Source organism: Sphingobium sp. TomTYG75 (assembly GCF_054771635.1).
In genome coordinates this window covers 18065-31039 of sequence record NZ_BSRE01000001.1, presented here as the reverse complement: position 1 = coordinate 31039, position 12975 = coordinate 18065, and the positions used below count along the sequence as shown (strand labels likewise).

Annotated in this window: 10 protein-coding genes; 6 read left to right on the top strand and 4 right to left on the bottom strand. The window is 62.1% G+C overall.

Annotation, left to right across the window (positions count from 1 at the left end):
- The first annotated feature begins 5 nt into the window (after window positions 1-5).
- Complete coding sequence (trxA, locus tag ACYU81_RS00145) at window positions 6-326, top strand: thioredoxin TrxA (RefSeq protein WP_449472362.1); 321 nt, start codon at window positions 6-8, stop codon at window positions 324-326.
- Window positions 327-412: 86 nt separating this feature from the next.
- Here trxA and ACYU81_RS00140 read toward each other — a convergent pair whose 3' ends face one another.
- The gene (locus ACYU81_RS00140; RefSeq protein WP_460985831.1) at window positions 413-1210 is read right to left on the bottom strand and encodes an inositol monophosphatase family protein; all 798 of its coding nucleotides are present in this window, start codon (window positions 1208-1210) and stop codon (window positions 413-415) included.
- Window positions 1210-2436, bottom strand: coding sequence for a bifunctional glutamate N-acetyltransferase/amino-acid acetyltransferase ArgJ (gene argJ / locus ACYU81_RS00135; RefSeq protein WP_460985830.1), 1227 nt, complete (start codon window positions 2434-2436; stop codon window positions 1210-1212). The genes ACYU81_RS00140 and argJ overlap by 1 nt, the downstream gene beginning before the upstream one ends.
- A gap of 634 nt (window positions 2437-3070) precedes the next feature.
- Here argJ and secA point away from each other — a divergent pair.
- Entirely contained in the window at window positions 3071-5803 is a 2733-nt protein-coding gene (gene secA, locus ACYU81_RS00130; RefSeq protein WP_460985829.1) for a preprotein translocase subunit SecA, read from the top strand.
- 139 nt (window positions 5804-5942) lie between these two features.
- Here secA and ACYU81_RS00125 read toward each other — a convergent pair whose 3' ends face one another.
- A complete protein-coding gene (locus tag ACYU81_RS00125; protein ID WP_460985828.1) occupies window positions 5943-6365 on the bottom strand; it encodes a DUF983 domain-containing protein in 423 nt (140 codons plus the stop codon).
- Between the two features lie 292 nt (window positions 6366-6657).
- Window positions 6658-6897, bottom strand: coding sequence for a hypothetical protein (locus tag ACYU81_RS00120; protein ID WP_460985826.1), 240 nt, complete (start codon window positions 6895-6897; stop codon window positions 6658-6660).
- Between the two features lie 206 nt (window positions 6898-7103).
- Between ACYU81_RS00120 and ACYU81_RS00115 the strand changes: the two genes are divergently transcribed.
- The 4 genes from ACYU81_RS00115 to fdhF all read left to right on the top strand — a co-directional run bounded on the left by ACYU81_RS00115 (window position 7104) and on the right by fdhF (window position 12971).
- Window positions 7104-8009 (top strand): LysR family transcriptional regulator, encoded by a 906-nt coding sequence (locus ACYU81_RS00115; RefSeq protein WP_460985825.1) that lies wholly within the window; start codon window positions 7104-7106, stop codon window positions 8007-8009.
- Between the two features lie 92 nt (window positions 8010-8101).
- The gene (locus ACYU81_RS00110; protein WP_460985824.1) at window positions 8102-8554 is read left to right on the top strand and encodes an NAD(P)H-dependent oxidoreductase subunit E; all 453 of its coding nucleotides are present in this window, start codon (window positions 8102-8104) and stop codon (window positions 8552-8554) included.
- Entirely contained in the window at window positions 8551-10128 is a 1578-nt protein-coding gene (locus tag ACYU81_RS00105; RefSeq protein ID WP_460985823.1) for a formate dehydrogenase beta subunit, read from the top strand. The genes ACYU81_RS00110 and ACYU81_RS00105 overlap by 4 nt, the downstream gene beginning before the upstream one ends.
- Window positions 10125-12971: a formate dehydrogenase subunit alpha gene (fdhF, locus tag ACYU81_RS00100; RefSeq protein ID WP_460985822.1), complete on the top strand. Its 2847-nt coding sequence runs from the start codon at window positions 10125-10127 to the stop codon at window positions 12969-12971. The genes ACYU81_RS00105 and fdhF overlap by 4 nt, the downstream gene beginning before the upstream one ends.
- Window positions 12972-12975 lie beyond the last annotated feature (4 nt).

Below are 12975 nucleotides of genomic sequence, written 5' to 3'. Positions count from 1 at the left end.
ATAACATGGCTACCAAGGCAGTCACCGACACCAGCTTCCAGGCGGACGTGATCGACGCAGACAAGCCCGTGCTTGTCGACTTCTGGGCGGAATGGTGCGGCCCCTGCAAGATGATCGGCCCGGCCTTGGAAGAAATCTCCGAGGAACTCGCTGACAAGGTCATTATCGCCAAGATCAACATCGACGAAAATCCCGACGCACCCGGCAAATATGGCGTGCGCGGCATCCCGACGATGATCCTGTTCAAAAATGGCGAAGCCGCCGCCACGAAAGTCGGCGCCGCGCCCAAGAGCGCCCTAAAAGGCTGGATCGAAAGCGTCCTCTAATCTGTCCAAGACTCCCTCTCCCCTTCAGGGGAGAGGGCCGGGGAGAGGGGAACGCGCAACCTCTCCACCACTCCGGCCACCGCGCCTTACCGAAACAACACCCCCGCCGCAGCCTCCCACAACCGCGGCGACGAAGCCCCAAGCAATGCCCGTCGCAAATCGCCCACCACATAGGGCGACCCATCCAACCGCTGACAGCATCCGCCAGCTTCGTTCAGGAACAGCGTCCCGGCGGCATGGTCCCACGGCAATGTTCGCGCAAAGACCGAAACATCATTCTGCCCCAACACCAGCCGAGGATATTGCTCCGCCGCACAGCGCGGAATGTCCACAAGCGCAAAAGCCCCTTCCGCCCGCCGTTGAATGTCAGCTCGCTCCTCGTCCGACATGAAATAAACCGCCAGCGCCGCTATCGGCAGCGGATCACCGCTCTCCCGCGCCCGGACCTGCTCGCCATCGATATAACTGCCAGCGCCCAGCGTGGCGTGACACAAGCGTCCGGTAAGCGGGTCCAATATCCATCCCGCCAACGTGGTCCCGGCATCCGCCAAAGCGATCATGATTCCGAAGGGCGGCCGCCCCGCTGCGAAATTGCCTGTCCCGTCAATCGGATCGATGATCCAGTTGAGCCCGTCGCCAGCCCGATCCAATATCGCCGGGTCCGCCGCGCAGGCTTCTTCGCCGATGATTCCCGCTTCGGGCAGGATCTGGCTCAGCCCTTCGGCCAGCCTGATCTCGCTTTCCTTGTCGGCAATGGTAACGAAGTCGTCGATGGCCTTCTCGCTGATCTCGTCGGCGCGCAAATTCTGGAAGCGCGGCATGACGATGTCTCGCGCCACCTCACGCATCAACGTGACGACATCGTCATGCAGCTCGATCGGCATCAGCTACGGTAATCCGCGTTGATCGAGATATATCCATGCGTCAGATCACACGTCCACACCGTCGCGCGGCCCTCGCCAAGGCCAAGGTCCACGCCGATCTGGATATCCTGCCCCTTGAGGTGCGCGGCAACCGGTGCCTCGTCATATCCCTCTACGGCAAGCCCACCCGAGGCCACCTGCGTCACGCCAAACCTGATCGACAGCTTGTCGCGATCCGCCGGCTCGCCCGCTTTGCCCACGGCCATGACGACGCGGCCCCAATTGGCGTCCTCGCCCGCGATCGCTGTCTTCACCAGCGGCGAATTGGCGATCGACAACGCAATCCGGTGCGCGCTCGTATCGCTCTCCGCGCCTTCGACGTTGATCTCGATGAACTTCGACGCGCCCTCGCCATCGCGCACCACCAGATGCGCCAGTTGTAGGCAAAGATCGCTCAGCGCCGCCTGAAAGGCATCCGCTCCCGCATCGTCCATCGACGCCAACGGGGCGTTGCCTGCCTTGCCCGTGGCAAAGGCCAGCACCGTATCGCTGGTCGACGTATCGCTATCGACCGTGATGCAGGAGAAAGTCCGCCGGTTCGCCGCCGACAGCATCTGCTGCAACAGTTTCGGCTCGACCGCTGCGTCGGTAAAGATATAGCCGAGCATCGTCGCCATATCCGGCGCGATCATGCCCGATCCCTTGATGATCCCCACCAGCTCAACGCGCGTCTCGCCAATCATGGCGCTCGTGCGCGCACCCTTGGCATAGGTGTCGGTCGTCCCGATCGTATTCGCCGCCTCTTCCCACTCGCAAGGCGCGGCGGAGAAAGCTGCCTCCAGCCCAGCCTCCGCCTTGTCCACCGGTAAGGGAACACCGATCACCCCAGTCGAAGACACGAACACATCCGAAGGCAGGCACCCAAGATGATTGGCGACCTTCGCCGCGATCGCTTCGACAGCCGCCCGCCCGCGATGGCCGGTGAAGGCATTGGCATTGCCCGCATTCACCACCAGCGCCCGTGCCGACCCGAGCGGAATGGCGTCCCGGCACCATTCGACCTCGGGGGAGGGGCACTTGCTCTGCGTCGTCACGCCAGCAACCGCCGTCCCCTCGGCCAGTTCCACATATGTCAGATCGCACCGATCCCAATTCTTGTACCGCGCCCTGGCAACGCGCGCGGTCACGCCCGAAATCGCGGGAAGTTCAGGAAAGGCTAAGGGGGCGAGGGGAGAGCGCTGTGTCATGAGCGCGGATTAGCGTAATTGCGGAAACCGTCAACGCCCGCGATGATTGCAAACGTTAACCACCTTTAGCCATGGCGCTCTGTAGCCTGATACGTAAGGTGCGCCTCCGAAAGGGGGCGAGCTTGCCACAGCTTCATTCGCGTATTGCTTTCCTGCTGCTGACGGTTTTTGCCGTGGACGGGGCGCTCGCGCAGACCGAGCCGGTCAGCGGGAGTTGGTCATGCTGGACCGACCGAAAGGGAGACCGTTATTGCCGCACCACGTCTACCGTGCGCCTAGCCCGTAAATCCGTGGTGCCTCGACCAATATTCCGTCGCCCACCGCCGGTGTTTAATCCGGCGCCAGTGCTGGCGCCCCGGGTAGTTGTGGCTCCTATACAGACTTTCCGCACGGTTGACCGTTGCCCACGCACGTTTCCGCAGCGTCGACGCTGGCCGACAAGGCAGCAGGTAAGCCCAGGCGCAAAGGTGATAGATGTCGAAGCCACGCTTCGTTCCCGCGATGGCCGACCGGTTTGCCGGTGACGCAGACGCGCTCATCAATTGACTATCCCACAGCCAAACCCTAAATCGCCGCGCATATCCGTGTGCGTTGCTTTAAAAGGGCGCGCGCTCCCCTATTGTCAGGAACTTGCATGTTCGGCGCACTCGCCAAGTCCATCTTCGGATCGTCCAACGAACGTTACGTAAAGTCGTTGGGCAAGATCGTCGAACGCATCGCATCTTTCGAACCCGTCATTTCAGCGATGAGCGACGAGGAACTGACGGCCCAGACGGCCCGATTCCGGGAACGCCTGGCGCAGGGTGAAACGCTCGATGACCTGCTGCCCGAAGCCTTCGCCACGGTTCGTGAGGCTGCCAAGCGCACCCTTCACCAGCGCCACTATGATGTGCAGATGGTCGGCGGCATCGTCCTCCACCGCGGCGAGATCGCCGAAATGCGCACGGGTGAGGGCAAGACGTTGGTCGCGACGCTCGCCACCTATCTGAACGCGCTGGAGGGGAAGGGCGTCCACGTCGTCACCGTCAACGACTATCTCGCCAGCCGCGACTGCGAATGGATGGGCCAGGTCTATCGTTTCCTCGGCCTCACCACGGGCGTCATCGTGCCCAACCTGTCGGAAGACCAGCGGCGCGAAGCCTATAACGCCGACATCACCTACGCGACGAACAACGAACTCGGCTTCGACTATCTGCGCGACAACATGAAGTACGACCGCGCATCGATGGTGCAGCGGCCCTTCAACTTCGCCATCGTCGATGAGGTAGACTCGATCCTGATCGACGAAGCCCGCACGCCGCTGATTATCTCCGGCCCGACCGACGACAAGTCGGAGCTTTATGTCTCCGTGGATGCGATCGTGAAGCGGTTGGACGAAGCCGATTATGAGAAGGACGAGAAGCAGCGCACCGTCACCCTGACGGAGGACGGCACGGAAAAGATCGAGCGTCTGCTGGAAGATGCTGGCCTGCTGGAGGGCGCCAACCTCTACGATTTCGAAAACACCGCCGTCGTCCACCACGTCAACCAGGCGCTGCGCGCTGTCGTGATGTTCCGCCGCGACATCGATTACATCGTGAAAGACGGCAAGGTCATCATCATCGATGAGTTCACCGGCCGCATGATGGATGGCCGCCGCTGGTCGGACGGCCTGCATCAGGCAGTAGAAGCCAAGGAAGGCGTTCAGATCGAGCCGGAAAACCAGACGCTCGCCTCCATCACTTTCCAGAATTTTTTCCGCATGTACCCGAAGCTGGGCGGCATGACCGGCACGGCCGCGACCGAAGCGACCGAATTCTACGAAATCTACAAGATGAACGTCGTCACCATCCCGACCAACCGGCCGGTGCAGCGTGTCGATGAGGAAGACAGCTTCTACAAGAATCTGGAAGACAAGTTCCGCGGCATCGCCAAGACGATCAAGGTCCATGCCGAAAAGGGCCAGCCGGTCCTCGTCGGCACGGTGTCGATCGAAAAGTCGGAAATGCTGTCCGAATTCCTCAATCAGGAAGGCGTGAAGCACGCCGTCCTCAACGCTCGCTTCCATGAAAGCGAAGCGCACATCGTCGCGCAGGCGGGCCGGAAGGGCGCCGTCACCATCGCGACGAACATGGCTGGTCGCGGCACCGACATCAAATTGGGCGGCAACCTCGAAATGCGCGTCGAGGACGAACTGCGCGACATGCCGGAAGGACCGGAACGCGAAGCCGCGATCGCCCGGATCGACGCCGAGATCGAAGCTGAAAAGGCCGAGGTGCTCGCCGCTGGTGGTCTCTTCGTCCTCGCGACCGAACGGCATGAAAGCCGCCGCATCGACAACCAGCTGCGCGGTCGTTCAGGGCGTCAGGGCGACCCCGGCCTCTCGCGCTTCTACCTCAGCCTCGACGATGACCTGATGCGCATCTTCGGCCCGGACACCATGTTTGCCAAAATGATCCGCTCGAACCTTGAGGATGGCGAGGCGCTGCCCCCGTCCAAGTGGCTCAGCAAGGCGATCGAAACCGCGCAGAGGAAAGTCGAAGCGCGCAACTACGACATCCGCAAGCAGGTCGTCGAATATGACGACGTCATGAACGACCAGCGCAAGGTCATTTATGAACAGCGCGCCGACATCATGGACGCTGATACCGTTGACGACGTCGTGACGGACATGCGGCACGAAACGGTCAACGACCTTGTCGGCGCATCCTGTCCTCCGGGCACATATCCCGAACAGTGGGATATCGACCGGCTGAAGGCGCGCACCGCCGAAATCCTCGGGCTTGAACCCGACTTCGACGCATGGCTGACGGAAGATGCCGTCGATCCGGAATTGATCGAGGAACGCCTCAAGGCTCTTGCCGATGAAGCGGTCGCCGAAAAGATTGGCGGGATCGATCCGGAAAACTGGCACATGATCGAAAAATCGATCCTGCTCCAGAGCCTGGACCATCACTGGAAAGAGCATCTGTCGACCCTCGACGCGCTGCGCCAGGTCGTTCACCTGCGCGCCTATGCGCAAAAGACGCCGATCAACGAATATAAGCAGGAAGCCTTCGCCCTGTTTGAGCGCATGCTGAGCAACATCCGTGAGGATGTGACCGGCTCGATCGCGCGCGTGCAGTTCAGGATGGAAGAACCGCTGCCCGAGTTCGACCTGCCCGTGCTTCCCGACTTCATCACCACGCACATCGACCCCTTCTCAGGTGAAGATAATAGCGGTGACATCGACGCTGGCCAGTTGGGCAGCATCACGACCACGCTCCCGCGTCCGCCGGTCGGCAATGCACAGCCCGGCGAGTTCACCAATCTGGATATCAGCCGCAACGCGCCATGCCCGTGCGGCTCCGGTCAGAAATACAAGCACTGCCATGGCGCGCTCGCCTGAGCGCCAACCGCTAGCGGCAGTTCTGGCAGCTTATCGAATCACCGTCATGCCAGCAAACTGGCGCGGCGGGGCTCATATCTGAAACGAGGCGGGCGCGCACGGGGCCTTCTGGAGGGGCGATCCATATCGCCCCCATCCCTCAATCCCGCTTGTCTGCCCCATCTCCGTGCAGCTTGGCCCATAGGTCCGCCGTCCCTGCCTCCTGCGCCTTCGTCACATATTGGGCGGCGACCAGCCAGCCCTTGATCGGGCGTAACGGCAGCACTGTCGTCAATATGAGCACCGGGATGCCGACGGCGATATGCACCCATAGAGGCGGCCGCGCCAATATCTCCAGCATCACGATAAAGATGACGCCGGGAACGCAGGCGAACAACTGCACGAACACCGCTGGGCCATCCGCCGGGTCCGCAAAGGAATAATCCAGCCCGCAAACTTCACATCGATCGCGGACGGTAAGAAATCCCTTGAAAATATGCCCTTCGCCGCATCGGGGGCAACGGCCCAGAGCGCCCGTTTCGATCAGCGAACGCCGCGGCAACTTATCCGACGGTTGAACCATGTCCTGCTTTCCCCTGTGCTGATTCCGGGCCTTTGTTGCCACAAGTCCATGTGATGATAGGGGAGCCTAATTCAATTAGCCTTTTTGTCCCACCTGCATATTGCCTCGCTCCAAAGGGCGTCGTCCGCATTGACGTTACGGCATGGCCGCTGGAAAGTTATCACTGGATTGCAGTCGTCAACAATGTCTGTTAAACGCGCCGCGATTTGGATGCCCGACAGCATACAAGTCGCGCCCCCGGCATCCCTTGCTCGGGGGCGCTTTCATTTTTATCGGCTGCAATCCCCATAGGTTATTGATGCGCGGGCTTTCCGCCTACGGGGTCACTCGGCACGTCAAAATTTTCCATGGCGTCATGCAGGACCTGATCGGGACAGGAAGCGGCCAGTGCCCGCACTTTATACCGCAAGGCCAATTCCCGATGCGCCGCGACCTCTTCGGCAGGAGCGTGCCTTGCCAAGGCCTCGTTTACCTTGGCAGCTTCTTCCCGCGCGCGCCGGAACAAATAAGGTGCATCCGCTTGCCCAGACATTGCAACCTCCAGATGGTGAGTTGGAAGTGATAGCATGCTGGTTCACAATACTCCTTAACGAGGGTTAAGGCGAGGCACAGGTGCGATCATCTGCGAAATTGACCAACGAGATGCTCATATGGCTGAATTCTCGCCCGGCATCCCCTTCAAACGATTACCATAGTTTCGCTCTATGAACTTCCGCCCGATCCAGTGTAGATGACAGCATGCAGACGCGCCTTGTCGAATATTTCCTGGCGTTGGAGCGCGAAGGTCATTTCGCGCGCGCCGCGTCCTATTGCAATGTCTCGCAACCCACGCTGTCCGTGGGCATCGCGTCACTGGAAGCGCAGCTGGGAAAGCGGCTGATCCGGCGCGATCGCAAATATGTGGGTTTGACGGCTGAGGGAGAGGCTATCCTGCCATGGGCACGTCAATTGATCGCCGCTGCCGAAGCCCTTGGTCACGCGGCGGAAACGGCCCGTGGTCCGCTGAAGGGCGAATTAAGGCTGGGCGCGATCCCGGCCGCCATGCCGGTGATCGGCCATCTCACTGAAGCGATGCTGGAGCGCCATCGGGGCCTTAACATCTCCGTCCGCGCGCTCACTTCCCGGCAGATCGAGCGGGGCCTTGCTGCGTTCGAACTGGACGCCGGGATCACCTATCTCGATTTCGAACCACCGGCCCACGCCTTGTCAGTGCCTCTTTATATGGAGCGGGCGATCCTCATCGGTGCGGTCGGCTGTGCGGCGATACCCGATCCGCTGGATTGGGCCGATCTTGCAGACCTGCCGCTGTGCCTGTTGCATCAGGGCATGCAGAACAGGCGTATCCTGGACGCGCGTCTGGCCGAACGGGGGCTTGCCCTGCGCCCGGTGGTCACGGCGGACAGCTATGTCGCACTGCTCGGCCTTGTGCAGCAGGGGCGGCTCTGTTCTATCATTCCGGAAAATCATGCCACCTTGCTGGAAGGGCTGGCCTGGGCGCGCACTTATCCGCTGCCCGCCACGGCGGAAGGCAGTCGCGTGGGCGTCATAGTGTCGGATCGTGCACCGATGGGACCGTTGGCTCAAGCGGTCCTCAGCGTCGCGCGCGACCTGCGCTTGCCTAATGGCTATCGCACCGCTTCATAGAATATCTCTATCATCCATTAGGGGCTTCAATTTGACCCGAGCCGGGTGGCCCGGCACCATGGCTGCGGATCGAAGGCTGCAGGCAGGGCAGGATGGAAGCATTTATTGAACGCTGGACCGCGCGGCATGGCGCCACGCGCGACCAGTTACTGCCCCTTCTGCATGCGGTGCAGAACGAGGCGGGCTATATCGACGATGCGCAGGTCCCGATAATTGCGCAGGCGTTGAACCTCACTCGCGCGGACGTGCATGGCGTCATCACCTTCTACCATGATTTTCGCCGTGTTCCGCCCGGCCGCCACATTGTGAAGCTCTGCCGCGCGGAAAGCTGCCAATCACGCGGCGGCGCGGCGATCGAACATCAGGCAGCGCAAATTCTGGGCGTCGCCATGGGGGAGACCCGGGCTGATGGTCAGCTAAGCCTGGAGCCTGTCTATTGCCTGGGCCTTTGTGCGATCGGCCCGAACGCGCTGGTGGACGGCCGACCGGTTGCAGGGGTCGATGCCAAAGCCCTGGAGCGGATCGCGGCGGAGATGGCGGCATGAGCCGGGTCTTCATCAGCCGAGATATGGCCTCCGTCGCGCTCGGCGCCGACGAAGTCGCGCGCGGCTTCACGCAGGCAGGGTGCGAAGTGGTGCGCACTGGATCGCGCGGCTTGTTTTCCATCGAGCCGCTAGTGGAAGTGGAGACTGACGGGGGCCGCATCGGCTATGGGCCGGTCGGACCGCAGAACGTCGCGGCGGTGCTGGACGGCACGCATCCCGCCAGACTGGGCAAGGTCGACGAGTTGCCCTTCTTCGCTGGTCAGCAGCGCTTTACCTTCGCACGATGCGGCATCATCGATCCACTGAGCCTTACCGATTATGCGGCCCATAATGGCTGGAAGGGGCTGGAAAAGGCTCGCGCCATGAACCCCCAGCAAGTGGTTGATGCGGTTAAGGCGTCGGGGCTGCGCGGGCGCGGCGGCGCCGGTTTCCCGACCGGGATCAAATGGCAGACGGTGCTGGATGCGCCGGGCGCGCCTAAGTTCATCGTCTGCAACGCCGATGAAGGTGACAGCGGCACCTTCGCGGATCGGATGCTGATGGAGGGCGATCCCTTCTGCCTGATCGAAGGGATGGCGATCGCCGCCCATGCCGTCGGCGCGGCCCATGGCTATATCTACATCCGCAGCGAATATCCCTACAGCATCGCCACCATGCGCGCGGCGATCGATGCCAGCGCGCATCTCATCACGCCCTTCACGCTGGAGGTGCGCGAGGGCGCGGGCGCTTATGTATGCGGCGAGGAAACAGCGCTGCTCGACAGTATCGAGGGCAAACGTGGGCAGGTACGGGCAAAGCCGCCGCTCCCGGCCTTGCAGGGGCTATTTGGTCAGCCGACCGTCATCAACAATGTGCTGTCGCTGGCTGCGGTGCCCTTCATCCTGGCGGAGGGGCCGGATGCCTATGCGGCGGTTGGCTTTGGTCGTTCACGCGGAACCATGCCGGTGCAGATCGCAGGCAATGTAAAGCATGGCGGCCTATATGAGGTCGGCTTTGGCATAACGTTGGGGGAACTGGTGAACCAGATCGGCGGCGGGACGGCGAGCGGTCGCCCCGTGCGGGCGGTGCAAGTGGGTGGCCCCCTCGGCGCTTATTTCCCGCCATCGATGTTCCATCTGCCGTTCGATCATGAAGCCTTTGCGCAAGCTGGCGGGCTGATCGGCCATGCCGGCATCACCGTCTTCGATGACAGCGTCGATATGGCACATATGGCGCGCTTTGCCATGGAGTTCTGTTCGGTCGAAAGCTGCGGCAAATGCACGCCGTGCCGGATCGGATCGACACGAGGGGTAGAGATCATGGATCGGCTGTTGACCCGCAGGGCGGAGGGGCCGCCCTCTGCTAATCCATCAATTTCGCCAGGACTGAACAAAGCGCTCTATTCACGAGCGCCCGGCGCCATGCAACGCGGCGTGGACGAGGATCTGCAACTGCTGCGCGATCTGGCCGACACGATGAAATACGGCTCGCTCTGCGCGCTGGGTGGGTTCACACCCTATCCGGTGCTGAGCGCGCTCGATCACTTCCCCGAGGACTTTGGCGCGCCCGCCTCTACCAAGGAAGCTGCGGAATGACCTTCAACCGCGAAGCCGATCATGGCACCCCGCCAGCCATTTCCACCGGCAAACCGGTCACGCTCACCATTGACGGCCAAAGCGTCACGATGGCCGAGGGCACGAGCATCATGCGCGCCGCTTCGCTCACCGGCTGCTCCATTCCCAAACTGTGCGCCACCGACAATCTGGAGAGTTTCGGCTCCTGTCGCCTATGTCTGGTCGAGGTGGAAGGACGCAGCGGCTATCCCGCATCCTGCACCACGCCCATCGCCGAGGGCATGGTGGTTCGCACCCAAAGCGACCGGCTAAAGCAGCTCCGCCGGGGGGTGATGGAGCTTTATATCTCCGACCATCCACTCGACTGCCTGACCTGCGCGGCCAATGGCGACTGTGAATTGCAGGATCAAGCCGGTGCGGTGGGTCTCCGCGAGGTCCGCTATGGCTATGATGGCGCAACCAATATGGGGCAGGCCAAGGACCAGTCGAACCCCTATTTCGACTTCGATCCCAGCAAATGCATAGTCTGCTCCCGCTGCGTGCGCGCCTGCGAAGAGGTGCAGAGCACCTTCGCGCTGACTATCGAGGATAAGGGCTTCGGATCGAAAGTCTCGGCGTCGCAGGGCGAAGATTTCCTCGGCTCCGAATGCGTGTCCTGCGGCGCTTGTGTGCAGGCTTGTCCCACCGCGTCGCTGATCGAAAAGAAAGTGGTCGAAGTCGGCACGCCCGACCGGGCCATCGTCACCACCTGCGCCTATTGCGGCGTCGGCTGCACCTTCCGCGCGGAAATGCGGGGCGAGGAGCTGGTGCGCATGGTGCCGTGGAAAGAGGGCAAGGCCAATCGCGGCCATAGCTGCGTCAAGGGCCGGTTCGCCTGGGGCTATGCCCAGCATCAGGACCGGATACTCAACCCCATGATCCGCGCGTCCGTGGACCAGCTCTGGCGCGAGGTGTCGTGGGACGAAGCCATTGCCCACACGGCAGCGGAGTTCCGCCGCATCCAGGCCAAATATGGTACGCGCTCCATCGGCGGCATCACGTCAAGCCGCTGCACCAATGAAGAAACCTTCCTCGTCCAGAAGCTTGTCCGCCAGGGCTTCGGCAACAACAATGTCGATACCTGCGCCCGCGTCTGCCACTCGCCGACCGGCTATGGGCTCAGCACGACCTTCGGCACCTCTGCCGGGACGCAGGATTTCGACAGCGTGATGCAGTCCGACGTGATCCTCGTCATCGGCGCCAACCCGACTGACGGCCATCCGGTATTTGCCTCGCGCATGAAGAAGCGCTTGCGGCAGGGCGCCAAGCTGATCGTCATCGACCCGCGTCGCATCGACATGGTGAAGTCCCCGCATGTCGAGGCGGAACATCATCTGCCGCTGCGTCCGGGCACCAACGTCGCCATGCTGACGGCTCTCGCTCATGTCGTCGTGACCGAAAAGCTGTACGATGAACCCTTCATTCGCGCGCGCTGCGATTGGGACGAATTTACCGAATGGGCCGAGTTCGTGTCACAGCCAGCCCGTTCTCCCGAAGCGATCGAACCGCTGACAGGAGTAAAGGCGCAGGAGGTGCGCGCCGCCGCTCGCCTCTACGCCACCGGAGGCAACGGCGCGATCTATTATGGCCTGGGCGTGACGGAACATAGCCAGGGCAGCTCGACCGTCATGGCAATCGCCAATCTCGCCATGGCAACCGGCAATGTCGGGCGCGAGGGCGTGGGCGTGAACCCGCTGCGGGGGCAGAATAATGTGCAGGGCGCCTGTGACATGGGCAGCTTCCCGCACGAATTTTCCGGCTATCGCCACGTTTCCGACGACGCCACGCGAGCGCTGTTCGAACAAAGCTGGGGCGTTGCGCTGGACCCCGAACCGGGGCTGCGCATCCCCAACATGCTGGATGCGGCGACCGACGGCACCTTCAAGGGCATTTTCATCCAGGGCGAGGATATTCTCCAGTCCGACCCCAATACGCATCATGTCGCGGCCGGACTGGCGGCGATGGAGTGCGTCGTGGTGCAGGACCTCTTCCTCAACGAGACCGCCAATTACGCGCATGTCTTCCTGCCCGGCTCCACCTTCTTGGAAAAGGACGGAACCTTCACCAACGCCGAACGGCGCATTCAGCGCGTGCGCAAGGTGATGGCGCCCCTCAACGGCTATGAAGATTGGGAGATCGTGCAACTGGTCGCCAACGCCATGGGGTTGGACTGGACCTACAGCCACCCGGCGCAGATCATGGACGAAATCGCCGCGCTCACCCCGACGTTCGCGGGCGTGCATTATGACCGTCTGGACGCGGAGGGGTCGCTGCAATGGCCCGCGAACGACCGGACTCCCCACGGCACGCCGACCATGCATATCGACGGTTTTGTTCGGGGCCGGGGCAAGTTCGTCGTCACCGACTATGTGCCGACCGATGAAAAGACCGGCCCACGTTTCCCGCTACTGCTGACCACAGGGCGCATCCTTAGCCAATATAATGTCGGCGCGCAGACCCGCCGCACCGCCAATGCCGCCTGGCATCCCGAAGACCGACTGGAAATCCATCCCAGCGATGCGGAAAACAGGGGCCTTAAGGACGGTGATTGGGTAACGCTCCGTAGCAGGGCAGGGGAGACCACCCTGCGAGCGCTGGTGACCGAACGCGTCGCGCCCGGCGTTGTCTACACGACCTTCCACCATCCGGAAACGCAGGCGAACGTCATCACCACCGACTATTCGGACTGGGCCACCAATTGCCCGGAATATAAGGTGACGGCGGTGCAGGTGTCCGCATCCAACGGCCCCAGCGACTGGCAGAAAAGCTATGACGCGCAAGCCCGGCACAGTCGGCGCATCGACATGATCCACGCAGCGGAATGACGGC

Coding starts and splice junctions, on each gene's coding strand:
- trxA (WP_449472362.1), top strand. CDS start 6: ATGGCTACCAAGGCAGTCACCGACACCAGCTTCCAGGCGGACGTGATC.
- ACYU81_RS00140 (WP_460985831.1), bottom strand. CDS start 1,210: ATGCCGATCGAGCTGCATGACGATGTCGTCACGTTGATGCGTGAGGTG.
- argJ (WP_460985830.1), bottom strand. CDS start 2,436: ATGACACAGCGCTCTCCCCTCGCCCCCTTAGCCTTTCCTGAACTTCCC.
- secA (WP_460985829.1), top strand. CDS start 3,071: ATGTTCGGCGCACTCGCCAAGTCCATCTTCGGATCGTCCAACGAACGT.
- ACYU81_RS00125 (WP_460985828.1), bottom strand. CDS start 6,365: ATGGTTCAACCGTCGGATAAGTTGCCGCGGCGTTCGCTGATCGAAACG.
- ACYU81_RS00120 (WP_460985826.1), bottom strand. CDS start 6,897: ATGTCTGGGCAAGCGGATGCACCTTATTTGTTCCGGCGCGCGCGGGAA.
- ACYU81_RS00115 (WP_460985825.1), top strand. CDS start 7,104: ATGCAGACGCGCCTTGTCGAATATTTCCTGGCGTTGGAGCGCGAAGGT.
- ACYU81_RS00110 (WP_460985824.1), top strand. CDS start 8,102: ATGGAAGCATTTATTGAACGCTGGACCGCGCGGCATGGCGCCACGCGC.
- ACYU81_RS00105 (WP_460985823.1), top strand. CDS start 8,551: ATGAGCCGGGTCTTCATCAGCCGAGATATGGCCTCCGTCGCGCTCGGC.
- fdhF (WP_460985822.1), top strand. CDS start 10,125: ATGACCTTCAACCGCGAAGCCGATCATGGCACCCCGCCAGCCATTTCC.